At 63.0% G+C, this 20,816-nt stretch carries 18 protein-coding genes; 7 read left to right on the top strand and 11 right to left on the bottom strand.

The genetic code is table 11. The features are described from left to right. Positions 1 to 42: 42 nt before the first annotated feature. The 3 genes from DNK10_RS11705 to DNK10_RS11695 all read right to left on the bottom strand — a co-directional run bounded on the left by DNK10_RS11705 (position 43) and on the right by DNK10_RS11695 (position 3,140). Complete coding sequence (locus tag DNK10_RS11705) at positions 43 to 501, bottom strand: DUF3301 domain-containing protein (RefSeq protein ID WP_131191669.1); 459 nt, start codon at positions 499 to 501, stop codon at positions 43 to 45. Between the two features lie 273 nt (positions 502 to 774). Continuing rightward, entirely contained in the window at positions 775 to 2,469 is a 1,695-nt protein-coding gene (ybaL, locus tag DNK10_RS11700) for a YbaL family putative K(+) efflux transporter (protein WP_131181929.1), read from the bottom strand. Positions 2,470 to 2,663: 194 nt separating this feature from the next. Continuing rightward, a complete protein-coding gene (locus DNK10_RS11695) occupies positions 2,664 to 3,140 on the bottom strand; it encodes an acyl-CoA thioesterase (protein WP_131181928.1) in 477 nt (158 codons plus the stop codon). A gap of 153 nt (positions 3,141 to 3,293) precedes the next feature. On the opposite strand from DNK10_RS11695, the gene DNK10_RS11690 reads away from it, so the two are divergent. Continuing rightward, the gene (locus DNK10_RS11690) at positions 3,294 to 4,025 is read left to right on the top strand and encodes a tetratricopeptide repeat protein (protein ID WP_131191668.1); all 732 of its coding nucleotides are present in this window, start codon (positions 3,294 to 3,296) and stop codon (positions 4,023 to 4,025) included. A gap of 123 nt (positions 4,026 to 4,148) precedes the next feature. Here the strand turns inward: DNK10_RS11690 and DNK10_RS11685 are convergent, their stop codons facing one another. After that, a complete protein-coding gene (locus tag DNK10_RS11685; protein ID WP_131181926.1) occupies positions 4,149 to 5,531 on the bottom strand; it encodes a glutamine synthetase family protein in 1,383 nt (460 codons plus the stop codon). Between the two features lie 486 nt (positions 5,532 to 6,017). Between DNK10_RS11685 and DNK10_RS11680 the strand changes: the two genes are divergently transcribed. Then, positions 6,018 to 7,781 carry a cation:proton antiporter gene (locus DNK10_RS11680; protein WP_131181925.1) on the top strand — a complete coding sequence of 588 codons (1,764 nt, stop codon included), beginning with the start codon at positions 6,018 to 6,020 and terminating at the stop codon, positions 7,779 to 7,781. Positions 7,782 to 7,977: 196 nt separating this feature from the next. On the opposite strand, the gene DNK10_RS11675 is transcribed toward DNK10_RS11680, so the two are convergent. Then, positions 7,978 to 8,385 (bottom strand): SMI1/KNR4 family protein, encoded by a 408-nt coding sequence (locus DNK10_RS11675; RefSeq protein WP_075929092.1) that lies wholly within the window; start codon positions 8,383 to 8,385, stop codon positions 7,978 to 7,980. Positions 8,386 to 8,682: 297 nt separating this feature from the next. After that, positions 8,683 to 9,534, bottom strand: a complete 852-nt coding sequence (locus DNK10_RS11670; RefSeq protein WP_131181924.1) for a Tim44 domain-containing protein — start codon at positions 9,532 to 9,534, stop codon at positions 8,683 to 8,685. A gap of 299 nt (positions 9,535 to 9,833) precedes the next feature. On the opposite strand from DNK10_RS11670, the gene DNK10_RS11665 reads away from it, so the two are divergent. The 5 genes from DNK10_RS11665 (at position 9,834) to ggt (ending at position 14,586) form a co-directional block, all read left to right on the top strand. After that, entirely contained in the window at positions 9,834 to 10,505 is a 672-nt protein-coding gene (locus tag DNK10_RS11665) for a GntR family transcriptional regulator (protein WP_244216255.1), read from the top strand. 95 nt (positions 10,506 to 10,600) lie between these two features. Continuing rightward, positions 10,601 to 11,434, top strand: coding sequence for an ABC transporter substrate-binding protein (locus DNK10_RS11660; RefSeq protein ID WP_131181922.1), 834 nt, complete (start codon positions 10,601 to 10,603; stop codon positions 11,432 to 11,434). Positions 11,435 to 11,443: 9 nt separating this feature from the next. Next, entirely contained in the window at positions 11,444 to 12,211 is a 768-nt protein-coding gene (locus tag DNK10_RS11655; RefSeq protein WP_131181921.1) for an amino acid ABC transporter permease, read from the top strand. Position 12,212: 1 nt separating this feature from the next. Continuing rightward, complete coding sequence (locus DNK10_RS11650; RefSeq protein WP_131191666.1) at positions 12,213 to 12,986, top strand: amino acid ABC transporter ATP-binding protein; 774 nt, start codon at positions 12,213 to 12,215, stop codon at positions 12,984 to 12,986. A 16-nt stretch (positions 12,987 to 13,002) separates the two neighbouring features. Beyond that, positions 13,003 to 14,586: a gamma-glutamyltransferase gene (gene ggt / locus DNK10_RS11645; RefSeq protein ID WP_131191665.1), complete on the top strand. Its 1,584-nt coding sequence runs from the start codon at positions 13,003 to 13,005 to the stop codon at positions 14,584 to 14,586. A gap of 57 nt (positions 14,587 to 14,643) precedes the next feature. Here ggt and DNK10_RS11640 read toward each other — a convergent pair whose 3' ends face one another. The 5 genes from DNK10_RS11640 to DNK10_RS11620 form a co-directional block, all read right to left on the bottom strand. Continuing rightward, a complete protein-coding gene (locus DNK10_RS11640) occupies positions 14,644 to 15,741 on the bottom strand; it encodes a TRAP transporter substrate-binding protein (RefSeq protein WP_131191664.1) in 1,098 nt (365 codons plus the stop codon). A 114-nt stretch (positions 15,742 to 15,855) separates the two neighbouring features. Next, complete coding sequence (uvrD, locus tag DNK10_RS11635; protein WP_131181361.1) at positions 15,856 to 18,057, bottom strand: DNA helicase II; 2,202 nt, start codon at positions 18,055 to 18,057, stop codon at positions 15,856 to 15,858. 56 nt (positions 18,058 to 18,113) lie between these two features. Continuing rightward, the gene (locus tag DNK10_RS11630; protein WP_131181362.1) at positions 18,114 to 18,590 is read right to left on the bottom strand and encodes a MarR family winged helix-turn-helix transcriptional regulator; all 477 of its coding nucleotides are present in this window, start codon (positions 18,588 to 18,590) and stop codon (positions 18,114 to 18,116) included. A 129-nt stretch (positions 18,591 to 18,719) separates the two neighbouring features. Beyond that, the gene (locus DNK10_RS11625; protein ID WP_131191663.1) at positions 18,720 to 19,709 is read right to left on the bottom strand and encodes a 3-hydroxybutyryl-CoA dehydrogenase; all 990 of its coding nucleotides are present in this window, start codon (positions 19,707 to 19,709) and stop codon (positions 18,720 to 18,722) included. Beyond that, complete coding sequence (locus DNK10_RS11620) at positions 19,706 to 20,812, bottom strand: NAD/NADP-dependent octopine/nopaline dehydrogenase family protein (RefSeq protein WP_131191662.1); 1,107 nt, start codon at positions 20,810 to 20,812, stop codon at positions 19,706 to 19,708. Before DNK10_RS11620 ends, DNK10_RS11625 begins: the two co-directional genes overlap by 4 nt. Between the last annotated feature and the right edge of the window lie 4 nt (positions 20,813 to 20,816).

The following is a 20,816-nucleotide window of genomic DNA, read 5'->3' as shown; positions in this document are numbered from 1 at the left end:
ACGAGTGAGCGGCTGACGATAGCACAGGGTCGATCGGCCGAATCACTCCCTCGGTGTGGGGTGGTCGCGCCGCCATTGCTGCAACTCGATCACCTGGCCAGACTGTCGTGTTGTCGGTGTCGGTGTCGGTGTCGGTGTCGGTGTCGGTGTCGGTGTCGGTGTCGGGGGCAGTGCCGCCGCCGGTTCGCGGAATGGATAGGGATCCAGTTCGATATTGCCCAGGTGTGCGCCGAACATGACGATGCGCCCGCCATGGCGCTGCTCGCCGGTGACCGTGAATTCGAAGCCGTAGACCCGTGCGAAACGGCGGTTGCCGCGGCCATCCCGGACGATACCGAAACGCTGGAAGGCGACGTTGCCGTCGAGCAACTCGATATCCAGCTTGCCGCAATGCTGCTTGACCAGCGTCAGTGCGCGTTCGCGAATGCCATGGCCGTGCCACAGCCAAGCGGCAGCGGCGGCCAGCAGCATCAGGACGAACAGATTGCCAAGGGTCAACATGGTGCACGGGCTCGGGACAGTGAGCGCTCAGCTTACCCGATCTACCGTGACAGTTGCCGCCCGCGAATCGGCCCGTTCGCCGCTCTGTGCCAATTGCACATTTGTAGGAACCCGCTTGCGGGCGATGAGTGATTTCCCTGCCGATCACGCGGCAAGGCCACTGTCGCATCGCCGGCAAGGCTAGGCGCCCCCGCCGCTCCTACTGGACAGTAGTTCCCGCGATTGCCTGGCGCCCCTGCTTTTGCTGCAGGGCGCCAGGATATCCCTGTCGGCCTATTGCGCGACCGGAGCCGGTGCCTGCAGCCCCAGGCGTTCGAACATCACCCGGGCGATTTCCCGCTCGCCCATCACCACCAGGTCGGCGTTGTGCTCGCGCAGGTAATCGACTTCATCGTCGAAGTGAGCGCGGGCGATGATGTCCAGGCCGGCATTGGCCTGACGGCCATGCAGGGCGATCTGGCCGGCCTCCAGGCTGTTGGGGATGGCGATCATCAGCCAGCGCGCCTGAGCGACATTGGCCAGCTCCAGCACGTGAGTGCTGGCGGCGTTGCCGAGTACCACGCTGAAACCTTCCTCGCGCAGTTCCTGGGCGCGAGTACGGTTGTCGTCGATGATCACCAGCGGCACGCCTTCGCCACGCAGGCGCTTGCTGATCCGGCTGCCGACACGGCCGTGGCCGATGAGAATGGCGTGGCCGACTTCGCTGATCGGGTGCAGGTCGTTGTCTTCGCTGTCCGCCACACTGGCCTGATCGGCTGGCGTGGTGTTTTCGCGACGATCCAGCCACGGCTGCAAACGGTCGATCAGCAGGAACAGCAGCGGATTGCAGAGAATCGACAGGATCGCGCCGGCCAGCACCAGGTCGCGGCCTGCTTCCGGCACCAGGTTCAGGCCAATGCCCAGGCCGATGAGAATGAAGGAGAACTCACCGATCTGCGCCAGACTCACCGAGATGGTCAGCGCCGTGCTCAGCGGTTTGCGGAACGCCAGCACGATCAGCATCGCCGCCAGCGACTTGCCGAACACGATGACCAGGAAGGTACCCAGCACCAGCAGCGGCTGTTCGAGCAGGATCGACGGGTTGAACAGCATGCCCACCGACACGAAGAACAGCACGGCGAAGGCGTCGCGTAGCGGCAGAGAGTCCTCGGCTGCCTTGTGGCTGTACTCCGACTCGTTGAGGATCATCCCGGCGAAGAAGGCGCCGAGGGCGAATGACACCCCGAACAACTGCGCCGAGCCGTAGGCGATGCCCATGGCGATGGCCAGCACGGCCAGGGTGAACAGCTCACGGGAGCCGGTGCCGGCGCTACGCTCCAGCAGCCAGGGAATGACCCGCCGACCGACCACGACCATCAACACGACGAAGGCGCTGACCTTGCCGAGGGTGATCAGCAACTGCATGCCGATGCTGCTGGAACCGTCGCCCTGGGGGATGCCACCGAGTACGCCGGACAGCGCCGGCAGCAGCACCAGCGCCAGCACCATCACCAGGTCTTCGACGATCAGCCAGCCCACGGCGATCTTGCCGCGGCGGGTGTCGATCAGCTGGCGTTCTTCCAGGGCGCGCAGCAGTACCACGGTACTGGCCACAGACAGCGCCAGGCCGAACACCAGGCCGGCGCCCCAGCCCCAGCCCATGGCCCAGGACAAGCCCATGCCCATGACCGTGGCAACGGCGATCTGCACCACGGCGCCGGGAATGGCGATGTGTTTGACCGACATCAGGTCTTTCAGGGAGAAATGCAGGCCCACGCCGAACATCAGCAGGATCACGCCGATCTCGGAAATTTCGTGGGATAGTTCTTTGTCGGCAACGAAGCCGGGGGTGAAGGGGCCGACGATCACGCCAGCGAGCAAATAGCCTACCAGTGGCGACAGGCGCAGGCGGTTGGCCAGGCTGCCGAACAGGTAGGCCAGCACGAAGCCGGCGGCGATTGTCGCAATCAAGGGTGTGTGATGAGGCATGCATTCTCCCTATGAACAGAAGGGCCTGGCATGCCTGCACTGCAGGGGGATACAGCGCAGAACTGCGTAGCGGCCAGGGTCGGATTGCCCGACCATAAAGACCAATATTTTATATTAAAATGTTACTTATAACTAAAGGGTCTTTATACAAGATGTTTCTATCGTACCGTAAATTGCTGTGAGGCCCGTCACGTCTAGCCTCTGAGGGCCCGATAGCGGCTTTCCAGCTCCTGGCGGATCTCACGGCGCTGTTGACCCTGTTCGAAACGCCGACGTTCCTCCGAGGTCTGCGGTTGACGGGGCGGCACTTCGGTGGATTTACCCTGCTCGTCGACTGCCACCATGGTGAAGAAGCAGCTATTGGTATGGCGTACCGAGCGCTCGCGGATGTTTTCGGTGATCACCTTGATGCCGACTTCCATGGAGGTGCGGCCGGTGTAATTGACCGAAGCGAGAAAGGTCACCAGCTCGCCGACGTGTACCGGTTCGCGGAACGTCACCTGATCCACCGACAGCGTCACCACGTAGCGACCGGCGTAGCGGCTGGCGCAGGCATAGGCCACTTCGTCGAGGTACTTGAGCAGGGTGCCGCCGTGCACATTACCGGAAAAATTGGCCATGTCCGGGGTCATCAGGACGGTCATCGTCAGTTGGGCGTTTCCGGGTTCCATAGTGCTCGGCTCATCAGGTTGAAAGGGGCGATTGTCCACCGTCTGCGCGGCATTGGCTGGTCGATTGTGTCTATGTACTCGATTGCTGCAACGTATGTACCGGCATTTCGCTCTCAGAGCCATAGCCATTCATTCATCAACAAGGAAGACACCATGAAGCGCACCCTTCTTTGCTACGCCCTGCTGCCGCTATTGGCTGGTATTGCCCAGGCCACACCGCAGTCCTGCGATAGCGTCAGCCTGTGCAACGCGGCCGGTACCGCAGCCTATCAGGCGGGACGTTACGATGAGGCTGCAGACGCCTTCGAGCGCCAGTTGCGACGTGCCGAGCAAGGCGAGGACAGCGCCGCCCGTGAGCTGGCGTTGAACAATCTGGTGGTAGCCAACCTGCGCCTCAAGCAGACGGGCCAGGCCCGGGCCTGGTTGAATCTGGCATTGACCGGCGGCATGCAGGGCACGGCCACGCGTCACAATCTGCGCTCCGTATCCGCGGCGCTGGATTATCAGGCCCTCGGCGCCAGCCTCGAAGGGCGCTATCTGCGTTACTCCGGCGCGGCGGTATGGAGCAGCCTGGACATCAGCCGTCAGCCGGACGGCAGCTACCGCGCGCATTTTTCCCCGCTGCGTGCGGGCGCCAAGGTCGAGGACTACGGCCCGGCTGCCATCGGCGATCTGCAGGGGGCGCTGCAGGGCGAGAAAGCCTATTTCCAGCTGACGGCAGCGGACTTGCCTCAGGGCTGTGCCGTCGAGCTGTTCCATGAGGGGCTGGATGTTCGTGTGCTGGAAGTCTTCGATCCGAAATGTCAGCAATATGGTGGCGCCGGTATCAGCGTGGTGGGCAATTACCTGAAGGTCAGCGCCGAACCGCAGGAGCAAGAGCGCTGATTCGATCCACACGGATGAACAGTGATGAACACGATACGGTGTTCGCCACGCCAGTGATGGCGATCACCCGCTATCGCCAGCAAGGCTAGGCGCCCCCGCAGCCCCTACATGAACCTCGTGATTTCACGCCTGATTCAGATACCAGCGCCAATCCTGCTCACCCACCTCGGCCATGAACTGGCGATACTCGGTCTGCTTGATCGCCAGGAACACCTTGAGGAAATCCGCACCCAGCGCTTCCTTCGCCCATTCCGATTGTTCCAGGGCGCGCAGGGCGCCGAGCCAGTCGGTGGGTAGCACGTCGGTGGCCTGAGCATAGCCGTTGCCGACGATGGGGGTGCCCGGGTCGATTTTCTGGCTGACGCCGTGATGGATGCCAGCGAGGATCGCCGCCGCCGCCAGGTAGGGGTTGGCATCGGCGCCGCAGATGCGGTGCTCGATATGCCGGCTGGCCGCCGGGCCGCCCGGTACGCGGAACGACACGGTGCGGTTGTTCACGCCCCAGCTTTTGGCCAGTGGTGCGTAGCTGTTGGCCTGGAAACGGCGGAACGAGTTGGCGTTGGGGCAGAACAGTGCCAGGGAATCGAGCAGGGTGGCCATCATGCCGCCGATGGCGTGACGCAACAGCGGCGTGCCGTGGCTGCCTTCAAGATCGGAAAGCTCCGACGCCATCAGGTTGTTGCCCTGCTCGTCGGCAAGGCTGACGTGCATATGCATGCCACAGCCGGCCAGATCGCCGAACGGCTTGGCCATGAAACAGGCTTGTAGCCCGTGGCGATTGGCGACACCCTTGACCAGGCGCTTGTAGCGCACGCCTTCATCGATGGCCTGCAAGGCGTCGAAGCGGTGCTCCAGAGTGATCTCGACCTGGCCCGGTGCGTACTCGGAGATCGCCGTGCGCGCCGGCAGCCCCTGGGCTTCGCAGGCGGCATAGAGATCGTCGAGAAACGGCTGCAACTGTTCCAGCTCGTACACGCCATACACCTGGGTGGCGTGAGGGCGCTGGCCGTTCATCTGCCGCGCTGGCAGCGGTCGACCCTGTTCGCCTCGTTCGCGGTCGAGCAGGTAGAACTCCAGCTCCACCGCCATCACCGGATGCAGGCCATCGGCCTTGAGCGCATCGATGCAGCGGATCAGCACGTGCCGAGGGTCGGCGGGGGCTGCCGGCAAGCCCTGCTCGGGGTGCATGCTTACCTGCACCTGCCCGGTAGGGTGGTTGCGCCATGGCTGCAGGGTCAGGCTGCCCGGCAGTGGGTAAGTCCAGCAATCGGCATCGCCCACTTCCCAGACCAGCCCGGTTTCCTCGACATCGTCGCCATTGATGGTCAGGCCAAGAATGGTGCTCGGCAGTGGCCGGCCGTTGCGGTACATGGCCAGCAGTTCGTCACGGTGCAGCAGCTTGCCGCGTGGCACGCCATTGGCATCGATCAAGAACAGCTCGATGCTGCGTACTTGCGGGTTGGCGGCGAGAAAGGCTTCGGCTTCCTGGATATCGGCGAATTGCATGGTGGGTCTCGCGTTGGGGGATCGGGGCGCGTAGCTGGCGCTTTATTCATCCACCGGGGTTGGGTCGGTTATCGGTGCTGGTACTTGGGCAGCACAGTGTCATGAGAATGCCACGGTTGATCGGGTACAGGTGCAGGGCGGTCTGCAGGCTGTCGTGAAATGTCGCTGGCGACCATGTGCAGTTTCTCTGCAGGTCGTGGTACGTGCTCGATGCCTGAAAACCAGGCTGTCATGCGTGCTGCCGGTGACCTGGAAACAGCGTCGAGCGTCTTTTTGCGGTACCTGCACAACCGCGTGCGGCTGGCGCTTGGAGGCAAATGTTTCCGAATATTGCCGCATCGCGACGGGTACGGCTCGGATGTTAACCTGCGGTCAAAGTGGCCCAGCAACGGGCCGATAACCCCCATTCTTCAGCAGGCTCACGTGAGCCATCGAGCAGCCGCCCGAGCGCGCTTGTGCCTGCCCAAAAAAAGGAGCAGTTTCCTCATGCATGCCATCAGCTTCATCCAGGATCTAGCGGTGATCATGCTGGTGGCCGGCGTGGTCACCGTGCTGTTCCACCGCTTCAAGCAGCCAGTGGTGCTCGGTTACATCCTCGCCGGCTTTCTGATCGGCCCGCATACGCCACCGTTCGGCCTGATCCACGATGAAGAGACCATCCGCACCCTCGCCGAGCTGGGGGTGATCTTCCTGATGTTCTGCCTGGGGCTGGAATTCAGCCTGCGCAAGCTGTTCAACGTCGGGGCAACGGCTTTCATCGCGGCGTTCCTGGAAATCATCCTGATGATCTGGATCGGTTTCGAGATTGGCCGCTACTTCGGCTGGAACACCATGGATTCGCTGTTCCTCGGTGCGATCCTGGCGATTTCCTCGACCACCATCATCATCAAGGCGCTCGGCGACCTGAAGATGAAGAACGAGCGCTTCGCCCAACTGATCTTTGGTGTACTGATCGTCGAGGACATCCTCGGTATCGGCATCATCGCGCTGCTCTCCGGTATCGCCCTGAGCGGTAGCGTGGAAACCGGCGAGGTGTTCGCCACCGTCGGCAAACTGTCGCTGTTCATGATCGTCGCCCTGGTCATCGGCATCATCCTTGTGCCGCGCATCCTCGCCTACGTGGCCAAGTTCGAAAGCAACGAGATGCTGCTGGTGGCAGTGCTGGGCATATGCTTCGGTTTCTGCCTGTTGGTGGTCAAGCTGGAATACAGCATGGTGCTGGGCGCCTTCCTGATCGGCGCGATCATGGCCGAGTCTCGCCAGTTGGTGCAGATCGAGCGTCTGATCGAGCCGGTACGAGACATGTTCAGCGCCATCTTCTTCGTTGCCATCGGCCTGCTGCTCGACCCCACTGTGCTGGTCGAATACGCCTGGCCGATCGCGGTAATCACCGTCGCCGTGATCGTCGGCAAGGTATTTTCCTGCAGCATCGGTTCGTTCATCGCCGGCAACGACGGGCGCACCTCGCTGCGCGTGGGCATGGGTCTGTCGCAGATCGGCGAGTTCTCCTTCATCATCGCCACCTTGGGCATGACCCTGCAGGTGACCAGCGACTTTCTCTATCCGGTGGCGGTGGCCGTGTCGGTGATCACCACCCTGACCACGCCGTACCTGATCCGCTCCGCCGATCCGTTGGCGATAAGCCTGGGCAAGGTGATGCCGCAGCGCGTGTCGCGGGTATTCTCGCTGTACGGCGAGTGGCTGCGCAGCATCCAGCCGCAAGGCCAGGGCGCGATACTGGCGGGAATGATCCGCAAGATCGTCCTGCAGGTGTTGGTCAACCTGGCATTCGTGGTGGCGATCTTCCTCGGCATCGCCTTCTTCGCCACGCAGATCGGTGCCTGGCTGGGCCAGTGGCTGGATCAGGAAAACCTGCGCAAGGCAGTTATCTGGGGCGCGGCGCTGCTGCTGTCGCTGCCGTGCCTGATCGCGGCGTACCGCAAGATCAAGGCGCTCTCCATGCTGCTCGCCGAGATGGGCGTGCGCCAGGAGAAAGCCGGTCGCCATACGGCGCGGGTGCGCAAGGTGATTTCCGAGGTGATTCCGTTGCTGTCGCTGGTCGGCATCATGGTGCTGCTGACGGCACTGTCGTCGAGCATCCTGCCGTCCAACGACATGTTGTTGCTGGTCGGCGTGGTCGCCGCCGGAGTGGCGGCGCTGCTGTGGCGCTGGTTCATCCGCGTGCACACACGCCTGCAGATCGCTTTGTTCGAGACGCTCGACAAGCCCGAGACACCCGGGCATCACTGAGGCAGCGACAAGTTTCAAGCCACAAGCTGCAAGAAAAAGCCCCGTGCTCGTGAAAGCGAGCACGGGGCTTTGCGTTTGCGCTGCTACAGCGGGTCACTGAGCGAGGCGAAGTGCTGGCTGTCTCTTCGGTATCGCTGCGCTCGATGCCAGGTTACCCAAGCTGGGTCAGCGCTGAATGCTTGTCTTGCAGCTGCTGTCACTCTTCCAGCCAGACTTCACGCACCCAGTGCCACACCGAGTCCCAGCTTTCGTCGGTAAGGTCTTCTTCTTCGCCATCCCACAGCAGTACGGTGCCGTCCTGCTCGACGCAGTAGTAGTTGCCCTGATCCTCGCAGATCGGCACCAGCTCGCGGGGTACGCCCAGCGACCAGGCTACCGAGGCCACTTCCGGCAGGTAGGTGTGCGACTGCGGGTCGGTGACCGTGACCGGCTCCAGGCGGCCGTAGACCACGTCGCTGACCTTGAGCAGAAACTCGCGTAGCTCGAACGGCAGATTGATGAGGATCTGCTCCTCGATCTCCACCAGCAACTCTTCTTCCGGCAACTCCAGCGGTACCGGCACCGGTTCGTTCAGTTCACGCAGTTGTTCGATGACTTCTTCCACGAGCGGCTCCAGCAGAGGTCGGTGATTCTCATCAGGCTTGGCAAGCACAAACAGACGAGCGCTCGGTCAGCCGCCGTCTGGTTCAATACTCTTGTAATAGCGCAGCTTTTTACGCTGAATGGAAAATAGTCACAAGTCGGAAAAAGGCAAAACGCCACGTCGGTTGGAGTGTGGATATCTTATCGGCCTCGTTGCGGACTTTGGGGTGCGCATCCTGCGCTGTGGCGCAACGACCAAGCACCCGGGCGCCAAAAAACAGAACCCGGGCAAGCCCGGGTTCTGTGTCACGCGTGGGGATCAGCCGTTCTGGCGGATACCGGCGACCAGCCAAGGCTGGTTGTCACCGGTCGCGCGCTCGAGGCGCCAGCTTTCGCTGAAGACTTCACCCTGGTCGAAGCGCGAAGTCTTCGACAGGCCGCTGAAGGTCAGGGTGGCGATGGTCTTGTCAGCCTGATCGTCGACACCGTCCAACTGCACCTCGAGGTCGTCGATATAGGTGGACTGGAAGCCATCACCCAGATCGGCGCGCTCGCGCTTGAGGAATTCCAGCAGTTGCGGGGTGACGAACTCGGCGATCTTGTCCATTTCGTCGGCATCCCAGTGCTGCTGCAGGCTGAGGAAGTGCTCGCGACCGGCATTGACGAAGCTCTGCTCGTTGAACCAGGCCGGGGCGTTGATCACCGGCTTGATCGCGGCATTGCCGCTGCCACCGAAGATCGACGGCTGAGCCGGCTGGCCATGGGCTTCGCGCTGGAACGGTGCACCACCGGCAGCAGCGACATTAGGCTGCAGCTTTTGGCGGCGGGCGGCAAGGAAACGGAACAGCAGGAAGGCGATCAGGCCGAAGATTAGCATGTCCATGATCTGCAGGCCTTCGAAGCCATCGCCCATGAACATCGAGGCCAGCAGACCACCGGCGGCCAGGCCGGCCAGTGGGCCGAGCCAGCGCGAAGCACCGCTGGCGGCAGCCGGAGTACGACCCGGAGCGGCGGCATTGGCATTAGGCTGCGAAGGTGGTGCGGCCTGGCGGGTCTGATGGCTTGGCGCGGCGCCGAACGACTTGCCGCCGCCAAAACGTTTGGCATCGGCATGGAAGCTGAAGGACAGGCCCAGGCAAAGCACCAGGGCAATACTGAGGAAACGCTGCATTATCGGTTTTCTCTTGGTTATTGAAACGCTGCTGGGCATCTTGCCCGCGCCGAGCCGGCATGACCAGCAACAGAATGTTTCGGGCTTTTGCCCATTGCCTATATGCAGTGGCCCGGCGCGCTCCAAAAATGCCCACCCTCGCCCCGTATCGAACCACCGTCATCCGACGATGCGACCCGCACACCTCCCCGAACCCACGATTCCAGGCGCCTGCAGCCGATGGCATGGATGCTGCTAGATCGCATCCATGGATAACTGGATACAAAAATCCAGAACCCCGTCATGAGGAGTCAGTCGTGTTGTCAGCTATCCAGGGATTCGCCAATCGCCAACCTGCGACCGCCGAGGAAGAGGCTTACCGGCATCTGCTCGATGGCATCTGCATGGGGCGTTACCAGGCTGGCCAACGCCTCAAACCGGAGGACATCGCTCAGGAAATCGGTATGAGCCGCATGCCGGTACGCGAAGCTTTCCGGCGTCTGGCCGCCGAAGGCCTGGTGAATCTGAGGCCCAATCGTGGTGCCATCGTCAGCGGGCTGGACATCGAGGAGATGCGCGAGGTGTTCGAGATGCGCAGTGCTCTGGAGAGCCTCGCGGTGAAGGTGGCGGTGGGCAACCTGACCGAGCGTCATCTGTCGACGCTCGAGCGTTTGCTGGAGGACATGGACGAATACCGCGATGACAGCTGCGAGTGGGTGCGCCGGCACCGGGTTTTTCATGAGTACCTGTGCAGCCTCAGCGGGCGGCCACGACTGATGAAGCAGATTTCGGCGCTGTATTCGCTGATCGAGCCGCACATGCGTCTGTGGCTGCAGCATGTGGACAAGCCTCGCAGTGCCCGGGAGGCCCACGAGGCCATTCTCGACGCCTTGCGCAGTCGTGATGCCAGCCGTGCAGAGATGGTGCTGCGCGAGCATATCGAAGACACCGTGCCGTCCCTGCTGAGTTTCCTGCAAAGCCACGAAAAGTAGGCCTGATCGGCCCGTACAGATCGAGAGTGGGTCGCAACCCGCCGAGCCTTTCGCTTTAGCACTCTGCCGCCAATCGACTGAAACGGGAGCTTCACATGTCCGCATCTGCACGTTCATTGCATTGCCGCGCAAGCCAGTTCGCCGGAGTTCTGGCCCTCACCCTGGTGGCTCAGGCCACGCTGGCCGCGCCCGATCTGCCCGAGCGACTGGTCAAGAGCAACAAGCTGACCTTCTGCTCGAGCATGGACTCGCCACCCCTGGCCTACTTCGACGAGCAGCAAAAGCCCAAGGGCATGTCCGTGGATGTGGCCGAAGATGTGGCCAGAACCCTGGGCGGCCTGAAGATCGACTGGCGGGTGATGCCCTTCGCCGGCATGGTGCCGGCACTGCTGGCGCAACAGTGCGACCTGGTGATCGACCAGTTGTTCGACAAGCCGGAACGCCGCGAGATCATCAATATCGTCAATTACATGTACGCCAGCCAGTCGGTGGTCGTGCCCCAGGGCAACCCCAAGGGAATCGACAGCCTTACTGCGTTGTCGGGCCTGAAAGTCGCCGCGCTCAATGGTTCGACCATCCGTGTGTTGCTTGAGGCCGAGAACGAGAAGCTCGTCGCCGCCGGCCAGAAGCCGATGACCATCGTCGTCTACAACACCGATAACGATGCCTTCCAGGCCTTGCGCCTGCAGCAGGTCGACGCCTTCGGCACCACGGTGGAAACCGCGGGCTATTACAAGAATATCGTGCCCGGCCTGTTCGAGGAGGCGGTGCCGGCATTCAGCCAGATCCTGACCGGAATCGGTATCCGCAAGGACGACGGCGAACTCACCGAAGCGGTGAAGTTCGCCGTCGCCGACCTGCTGCAGAGCGAGCGTTACCTGGCGATGTTGAAGACCTGGAACGTCGAAACCGACAAGCTGGACTACTGAGGCAGGATCATGACTTTCAGTTGGGAGATTTTCTGGCAGTACCTGCTGACACCCAGCGACACCTATCTGTATGGGCTCTGGCTGACCTGTGTGATCAGCGTCTGCGCCATGTTGCTGGGTTGCACCATCGGGCTGTGTGCCGCGTTGATGCGTCGTTCGGGAAATCCACTGTTGCAGTACCCGGTGCGCTTCTACATCTGGCTGATGCGCGGCACGCCGCTGCTGGTGCAGATCGTGTTCCTGTACACAGCGCTGGCGGCCGGTGGCATCTTCCGCTTCGAGGACATCGACCTGGGCTGGTTCGTCCTGCCGGGGGCGATCCAGGCGGCGATCATCGCCCTGGGGTTGAACGAAGGCGCCTACATGGCCGAGATCATTCGCTCCGGTCTCAACGCGGTGGACAAGGGCCAGTACGAAGCCGCCCGTTCGTTGGGCATGACGCCGACGAAGCTGATGCGCCGGGTGATCATGCCCCAGGCGTTCCGGGTCATCGTGCCGCCGCTGGGCAACGAGTTCAACGTGATGCTGAAGAACACCACGCTGGTCAGCGTGATCGGTGTACAGGAATTGTTGCTCAGCACGCAGATGATCACATCGGCCAATTTCCGGGTTTTCGAACTCTACCTGGTAGTGGCTATTTATTTCCTGTTGCTGACCACCCTGTGGGGCTTCTTCCAGCGCTGGCTGGAATACCGCTTTGGCCGTTCCGAGCGGCGCCCGGACGCGGCAGGCCGAATGTTCGGTGGCCAGGCCATGAAGCTCATGAGGGGGCGCTGACATGCCGAGTGACGAGATCATCATCGAAGCGAGCAGCATCCATAAGTCCTTCGGCAATCAGCAGATTCTCAAGGGAATTTCCCTGTCCGTACGCAAGGGCGAGGTGGTGGTGCTGATCGGCGCCTCCGGTTCCGGCAAGACCACCTTCATCCGCTGCCTGAACCTGCTCGAGGAAATCCAGAGCGGACGCATTCGGGTCAACGGCCAGACGCTGGGCTATCGCGAGCGGGCCGATGGCAGCCTGGTGCGCGATTCCGAGCGCAGCATCGCGCGGCAGCGCCGCGATATCGGCATGGTGTTCCAGCGCTTCAACCTGTTCGGTCATATGACCGCGTTGGAAAACATCATCGAGGCACCGATCCAGGTACTTGGCATGCCCCGCAGCGAGGCGCTGGAGCAGGCCTGGGCGCTACTCGAACGGGTCGGCCTGAAGGATCGCGCCGACCATTACCCGTCACAGCTATCCGGTGGCCAGCAGCAGCGCGTGGCCATCGCCCGTGCGCTGGCCATGAAACCCCAGGCCATGCTCTTCGATGAGCCAACCAGTGCGCTCGACCCCGAAACCGTCGGCGAGGTGCTGCAGGTCATGAAGGAACTGGCCGCCGATGGCATGACCATGGTCGTGGTCACCCACGAGATGGGCTTCGCCCGTGAAGTGGCCGACCGTGTGGTGGTGCTCGACCAGGGTGAGCTGATCGAGCAGGGCCCGCCGCAGCAGGTATTCACTCAACCCAGCCACCCGCGTACCCGGGCGTTCCTGTCCCGGGTGCTTTGACTGTCGAGATCCCGATATGCGTAATCTGCAACTTCCTGGCCGCTCTCCCGTACGCGCCACCCAAGGCATGGCGGCCACCTCGCACCCTCTGGCGACCCAGACCGCCCTGGCCATTCTCAAGCGTGGCGGCAACGCCATGGATGCGGCCATCGCTGCCGCTGCCGTGCTGGCCGTGGTCGAGCCCCAGGCCACCGGTATCGGCGGCGACTGCTTCGTGCTCTACACCCCGGCCGGCAGCGATCGAGTGCTCGCCTTCAATGGTTCCGGACGTGCCCCCCAGGCGGTGAACCTGGACTGGATGCGTGAGCAGGGCCACGAGTCGATGCCTGCCCACGGGCCCCATGCGGTGACCATTCCCGGTGCCATCGACGCCTGGTGCCGGCTGCTGGAGGATCACGGCAGCCTGCCGCTCGGCGAAATCCTCCAGGACGCCATCGGCTATGCCGAGAACGGCTATGTGGTCGCCGACCGCGTGGCCGCGGACTGGGCTCACAACGCGTCCTGGCTGGCCGAGTTTCCGGAGGCGGCCAAGGTGCTGCTGCCCCATGGGCGGATTCCCAGGGCGGGTGACATTCATCGCAACGTCGAGTTGGGTCGTACCCTGCGACGCATCGCCCGGCTAGGTCGCGCCGGCTTCTACGAAGGCCCGGTCGCCGAGGATATGGTCAACCATCTGCGCAGCCTCGGTGGTGTGCACAGCCTGGAGGATTTCTCTACCTGTCGGGGGGAGTACGTCGAGCCCATCCACACCGACTACAAGGGTTACCAGCTGTATCAGGTACCACCGAACAACCAGGGCCTGACGGCCTTGCTGATGCTCAATACCCTGGCCGGCTTCGAGCAGGGGCCGGAGGCCAACGGCGCACGGCGCCTGCACCTGGAAATCGAGGCGGCGCGACTGGCCTACCATGAGCGTGACCAGCGGTTCGCCGACCCGGAGTTCGCCAAGGTTCCCGTCGAGCGACTGTTGTCGGCCGAGCACAGTGCGCGCATGCAGCGGCAGATCGATCCGCAGCACGCGTGCACCGATTTGCCCGAGCCACTGTTCGAACACTCCGATACTGTCTACCTCTGTGTGGTCGACGGACAACGCAATGCCGTCAGCCTGATCAACTCCATCTACCATGAGTTCGGCAGTGGCGTGATGGCGCCGCAGAGTGGTGTGCTGTTGCAGAACCGTGGCCTGAGCTTCCGCCTCGACCCCGAGCATCCCAACTGCCTGGCACCGGGAAAGCGCCCCATGCATACCATCATGCCGGGCATGTTGATGCGTGATGGCCGCGTGCAGGCGCCACTGGGCGTCATGGGGGGCGACTACCAGCCCACCGGTCAGGTGCATGTTCTCACCGGTATTCTGGATTTCGGTCTGGATCCGCAGGAGGCGCTGGACGCGCCGCGGGTCATCTACCAGGACGGCAAGGTGCTGGTCGAGGACGGCGTCAGCCCTCAGGTGCGCGAAGCGCTGCAGGGCATGGGCCACCGACTGGAGCGGCACGAAACGCCACTGGGTGGTGGACAGCTGATCTGGATCGATTGGGAAAAGGGTACCCTCACCGGAGCGTCCGATCCACGCAAGGATGGCTGTGCACTGGGTTTCTGAACTCTGGCTGCAGGCAAAAAAAACGGAACCTGCGGGTTCCGTTTTTCGGCTGGCTGATCAACGCCAGTTGTACAGTTCCTGCTCGGTCACCGCGCTCATCGGCGTGACTTCGTCCTGGAAGGTCTTCATCGAACGCCAGATGCGGCCGTTCAGGTCGTTCTGGCCCGCCAGTTCTTCGAGTACCACTTGAGATTCGCGCTTCATGGCATCCAGCACTTCGTCGGGGAAGCGCTTGATCGGCACGCCCTGTTCCTTCAGCTGAGCCAGGGACTTGGCGTTGTGGAAAACGTAGTCGTCCATCATGTCCAGGGTCGCGGCGCGGGCAGCTTCGACGACGATGGCCTGCAGGTCGGCAGGCAGGCTGTCGAAGGCCTTCTGGTTGACCATGGACTCGACCACTGCCTGTGGTTCCTGCCAGCCCGGGAAGTAGTAGTACTTGGCGGCTTTGTGCAGGCCGAAGGCCAGGTCGTTGTACGGGCTGACCCAGTCGGTGGCGTCGATCACGTGGGTTTGCAGGGCGGTGAAGATCTCGCCGCCAGGCAGGTTGACGGTGATGGCGCCAAGCTTGCTCCAGACTTCACCACCCAGGCCAGGCATGCGGATCTTCAGGCCTTTGATGTCGGCCAGCGAGTTGATTTCCTTGTTGTACCAGCCGCCCATCTGCATGGTGGTGTTACCCGCCGACAGCGGTTTCACACCGTGCGGCGCGTAGGTCTCGTCCCACAGGGCCTGACCGCCGCCCTTGCTCAGCCAGGCGTTCATTTCCAGGGTCGACAGGCCGAACGGCACCGAAGAGAAGAACTGTGCGGCCGGTACCTTGCCTTTCCAGTAGTAAGGCGTGCCATGGCCCATTTCGGCAGTGCCGCGGGACACCGCATCGAACACTTCCAGAGCCGGAACCAGCTCACCGGCGGCATAGACCCTGACGGTCAGGCGCCCGGCGCTCATGGCGTTGATGCGTTCGGCCAGGCGCTCGGCGGCGGTGCCCAGGCCCGGGTAGTTCTTCGGCCAGGAGGTGACCATCTTCCAGTGGAAGGTTTCAGCGTTTGCGGCGGTGGCGCCTTGCTGGGCAGCAGGTGTTTCTTCCTTGCAGCCGGCCAGGCCGATGGCAGCGAGCAGCGCCACAGCGGCGCCGAACAGGTTACGGCGGTTCATGGTGATCTCCCTTGGGGATGTTGAGCAGCGTGCCCAGGTTGCTTTTATTATCGGGCGCCGGCCGTCACGACCAGCATTCCTTGTTTTACTGCACAGCCGGCTTGGCGCTGGCCCTTACAACGCTTCCAGCTTGGCATAGGCCAGCATCAACCACTTGCTGCCTTCGTTCTCGAAGTTCACCTGCACCCGTGCCTGCGGCCCGGAGCCCTCGAAATTGAGGATGGTGCCTTCGCCGAACAGCGAATGCTGCACGCGCTGGCCAAGGTTGAACGGGGTGTCCGGTACGGCGCTGCCGGCGAACAGGCTGCTGCCGCTCATGCTGCGATTACCGCTGCCGTATGGGCGACTGACGCTGTTCGACAGGCGCACTTCCTGAAGCAGTTGCGGGGGTACCTCGCGCACGAAACGCGACACCTTGTTGTAGGTCTCGTTGCCGTACAGGCGGCGGGTTTCCGCGTAACTGATCACCAGGTTGTGCATGGCCCGGGTAATGCCGACGTAAGCCAGACGGCGCTCCTCTTCCAGGCGGCCGGGCTCTTCCAGGCTCATCTTGTGGGGGAACAGGCCTTCTTCCATGCCGACCAGGAACACCCGCGGGAACTCCAGGCCCTTGGCGCTGTGCAGGGTCATCAACTGGATGCTGTCTTCGTTCTCGGCGGCCTGGGTGTCGCCGGCTTCCAGCGAGGCGTGGCCGAGGAAGGCGGCCAGCGGCGTCTGCTCTTCATCGCCGTCCTCACCCTCGTAGGAGTCGAAGGCACGTGCCGCGGAGACCAGCTCCTCGAGGTTTTCCACGCGGGCCTGGGCCTTCTCGCCCTTTTCGTCGCGGTGGTAGGCAAGCAGGCCGGACTGTTCGATGACCAGTTGCGCCATGCTGTGCAACTGCATGCCTTCGACCTTCAAGGCCAGGGTATCGACCAGTTCGACGAAGGCATTCAGGGCACTGGCGGCGCGCCCACTGACGACCTTGGTACCCACCGCCTCGTGAAGCGCGGCCCACATCGACAGCTCGTTGGCGCGGGCGAACTGGCGCAGGGTTTCCACCGTCTTCTCGCCAATGCCGCGGGCCGGTACGTTGATGACCCGCTCCAGGGCCGCATCGTTGCCGCGCTGGTGGATCAGGCGCAGGTAGGCCATGGCGTTCTTGATTTCGGCGCGTTCGAAGAAGCGCTGGCCGCCGTAGATGCGGTAGGGAATCTTCTCGCGCAGCAGCGCTTCTTCCAGTACCCGCGACTGGGCGTTGGAGCGGTAGAGGATGGCGATCTCGCTGCGCTTGAGGCCGTCCTTGCGCAGGGCGTCCTCGATGGTTTCGACCACGTAGCGGGCTTCGTCGTGTTCGTTGAAGGCGGCGTACAGGCTGATCAGCTCGCCGTCGCCGACATCGGTACGCAATTCCTTGCCCAGGCGCCCCTGGTTATTGGCGATCAGGGCGTTGGCGGCATTGAGGATGTTCGCCGTGGAGCGGTAGTTCTGCTCCAGGCGGATGATCTCGGCCCCGGCGAAATCGCTGTCGAACTGCTGGATGTTCTCGATCTTCGCGCCACGCCAGCCATAGATCGACTGGTCGTCGTCGCCCACCACCATGAGGCTTTCGCCGCCCATGGCGAGAATGCGCAGCCAGGCGTACTGCACGGCGTTGGTGTCCTGGAATTCGTCCACCAGAATATGCCGGAAGCGGCGCTGGTAATGTTCCAGCAGACCCGCGTTGTTGCGCCACAGATCGAGGGCGCGCAACAGCAGCTCGGCGAAATCGATGACCCCGGCGCGGGCACAGGCCGCCTCGTAGGCTTCGTAGATGCCACGCATGGTCGCCAGGAACAGATCACCGCTGGCCTGAATCCCCTGCGGGCGAATGCCCTCATCCTTCTGGCCATTGATGAACCACTGCGCCTGCTTGGCCGGCCAGCGCTGCTCATCCAGGCCCAGCTCGCGAATCACCCGTTTGACCAGGCGCTGCTGGTCGTCGGAGTCGAGAATCTGGAAGTTCTCCGCCAGGCCGGCTTCGCGCCAGTGCGCACGCAGCAGGCGGTGCGCCAGGCCGTGGAAGGTACCCACCCACATGCCTGCCGGGCTCTGCCCAAGCACTTCTTCGATGCGATGGCGCATCTCGGCGGCGGCCTTGTTGGTGAAGGTCACCGACAGAATGCTGTGTGGCGAGACGCCCAGCCGCTGGATCAGGAACGCGATGCGGTGCACCAGCACGCGAGTCTTGCCGGAACCGGCACCGGCCAGCACCAACTGATGCCCAGGCGGTGTGGTGACCGCATGGTGCTGGGCTGGATTGAGGGATGTGAGACGCTGATCGAGGTCATTTTGCATCGCGGCATTCTAGGGGGCCGGCGCGGGTAGGGCAAACGGCAAGAGACCCTGGTCGATCAGTGTTCCGGCAGGTTGGCGAAAATGCTCGCCAGCACCTGGTTGAGCTTGCGCAGCTGGGCTTCGCTCAGCCCCTGGAAGCTCTTGTGGAACAATTCGTCGGTGAGTTCGTGCATGTCGAAGAACGCCTGGCGCCCGGCCTCGGTGAGGCTGACCTGGGTGACGCGGCCGTCCTGGGCGCTCTGGCTGGTATCGACCAGGCCGTCGTCCTTCATTCGGTAGACGATCTTGGTGATGGTGGAAAGCTTGGCCACGGCGTGTTCGGAAATCTCCGAGATGCTCGAGTTGTCGTTCTCGAAGAGGATGTTCAGCACCCGCCAGCGCGGGATGTCCAGGTCGATCCGCTTGAGCAGCTTCTCCATGGCCATGGAGTAGCGCCCGTGCACGCGCGCCAACCAGTAGAAGGGGAACTCTTCCTTGTGAAAATCTTCGCTGGCGGGGTTGTAGCGGCTGCGGCGTTTCTTGGGGATGGACATGGAGGGGCTGCTTTGTGAAAGTCGACGGGCAATCATAGACATTTCTACTAATTCCAGCACCCGCCAAGAAGCTCGGCGGCGCCGGCATGCTGACGCGCGGCTGGCGCGCGTACCTGCCCGCGCACTTGCTCAACCTTTTATTTCCAGTGCCTGGTCGAAGCGAGCCGTAAGTCCCGTTGCATCCAGCAGGCGAAAGAATTCCCGCATGCGCTGCGCCTTGTAGGCACCGATGTCCTGGCCGGCATAGTCGTAGAAACCCTGGCCATCGCGCAGGCCGTTACGGCCGTTGGCCATGTTTTCATGCACGATATCGGCACACTCGAAGCGTTCGCCAAGCTGGCCGGACAGGTACTTCGAGGCATAGAACAGGATGTCGCCGCCGCCCCAGTCGATGAATTCCAACAGGCCGAGTACGGCGAAGCGCAGGCCGAAGCCGGCGCGGATGGCCTTGTCGATATCCTCGGCGCTGGCCACGCCTTCCTCGACCATGCGCGCGGCCTCGTTCATCGCCTGCGCCTGGATGCGCGGAATGATGTAGCCGGGTGAGGCGGAGCAGACCACGGGCACCTTGCCGATACTCTCCAGCAACTCGACCATGTCGTTGACCACGGCTTGATCGGTGATCTCGCTGCGGCTGACTTCCACCAGCGGTATGAGATCCGCCGGGTTCAGCCAGTGGGCATTGATGAAGCGCTGGGGTTCGCTGATGAAGGTTGCCAGCTCACTGACCAGAAAGGTCGAGGTGGTGGAGGCCACTCGCGCATCGGCCGGGATGCAGCCGCCGAGCCAGGCGAACAGCTCGCGTTTCATGTCGAGCACTTCCGGTACGCCCTCGAACAGGTAGCGCGCCTCGGTCAGCGAGGCTTCGCAGCCCTCGCGTGGCAACACGCTGAGGCGTGCCAGGGCGATCTGCATCTGCGTGTCGGTGAGGCGACCGAGCTCGACCTTGGCCTGCAGTTCGCGGCTGACCGCTTCGCGTACCTGGCTGGCATAGGCGATGCCGTCTTCCGGGCTGCGCTGCTTCACGTCGATCAGCACCACTGGTAGACCGCCCTGGATGAAGGCCAGCGCCATACCCTGGCCCATGCGTCCGGCACCAATGATATGTACCGTTTTCATGGCAACACTCCTTCACGCAGCAGGTGCTGCATCTGCTCGCGGGACAGTTGCGACAGGCCGAGATTTTCCAGGGTACGGCCTTCGGCGTAGAGGTCGCGTTCGGCTACGGCGGAGGCGATGGCCAGCAGCCCGGCGGCGATCGGCGTCGGCACGCCGGCCCAGCGACCCACGGAAACCAGCAGCGACAGGCCCAGGCGAGTGTCTTCCAGCATGTAGCGGTGGCGCTGCAGGTCGATGTCTTCGCGCCAGTCGCCGCTGTCGGTGAGTTTGCCGTGGGCGCCACGCCCGTACATCCATTCGTCGCCGTCGCTGGTGTAATGATCGGCCAGTGGGAAGTGTGGCGCGCCGTAGCCCAGGGCTTCGCGTACGGCCATGCGCTCGGCATCCAGGCCGTTGGTGACCCGGCGAATCGACGGTTGCGTGCCTTCGTTGTGGATGTCCCAGCGCTCGAAGTGTTCCAGGGGGCCGGCGTTCATCATGATCAGCGGCGGGTGGATGATCGGCCCGGCATTCATCAGTGCGCCGGACAGGCCGTCTTCGATCGGCTCGACGCTCGGGTAGGCGGCGCACAGCACGGTGAAGGCGTGTTCGCTCAGGCGCGCCGGGAATACGCCGGTGGGCAGGCGCGTGGCATAGCAGCTGATCACCAGCTCAGCGGGGCCGTGCTTGCGGGCCAGGTAGGGCAGGGTGCCGGTTTCGGCGAAGGCCACCTCGGCGGAATTACCGGCGTCGGCCATGGCTTTGGCGAACAGGTAGCTGCCGAAGGTACCTGGTGGCAGGAACACCACCTGGCCGCTCTGCAGCAGCGGCGCCAGTTCCTGGGCCAGATCCTGGTGGGTGGTCGAGGGCAGTGGGATGACGATCAGTTCGGCGCCATCCACGGCGGCGTCCAATTGATCGATCAGCTGCAGGCCACTATTGCTGTCGCCCAGTGGTAGCAGTCGGGTGCCGCGATAATCCCGTACCTGAATTCCGCTCTGGTCGCGGATTGCCGCGAATGCCGCGCTGTCACGCCGCCAGAAATTCACCTGATGCCCTGCTTCGCTCAGCTCCACGGCGGCTGCGTAGCAGCCATGCCCTCCACCCAGAACACAGATTTTCATGTTG

The organism is Phytopseudomonas daroniae (genome assembly GCF_004327275.1).
Classification (GTDB): domain Bacteria; phylum Pseudomonadota; class Gammaproteobacteria; order Pseudomonadales; family Pseudomonadaceae; genus Aquipseudomonas; species Aquipseudomonas daroniae.
Note: the sequence above shows the minus strand (reverse complement) of the source record. Positions and strands in the feature narration are given on the sequence as shown.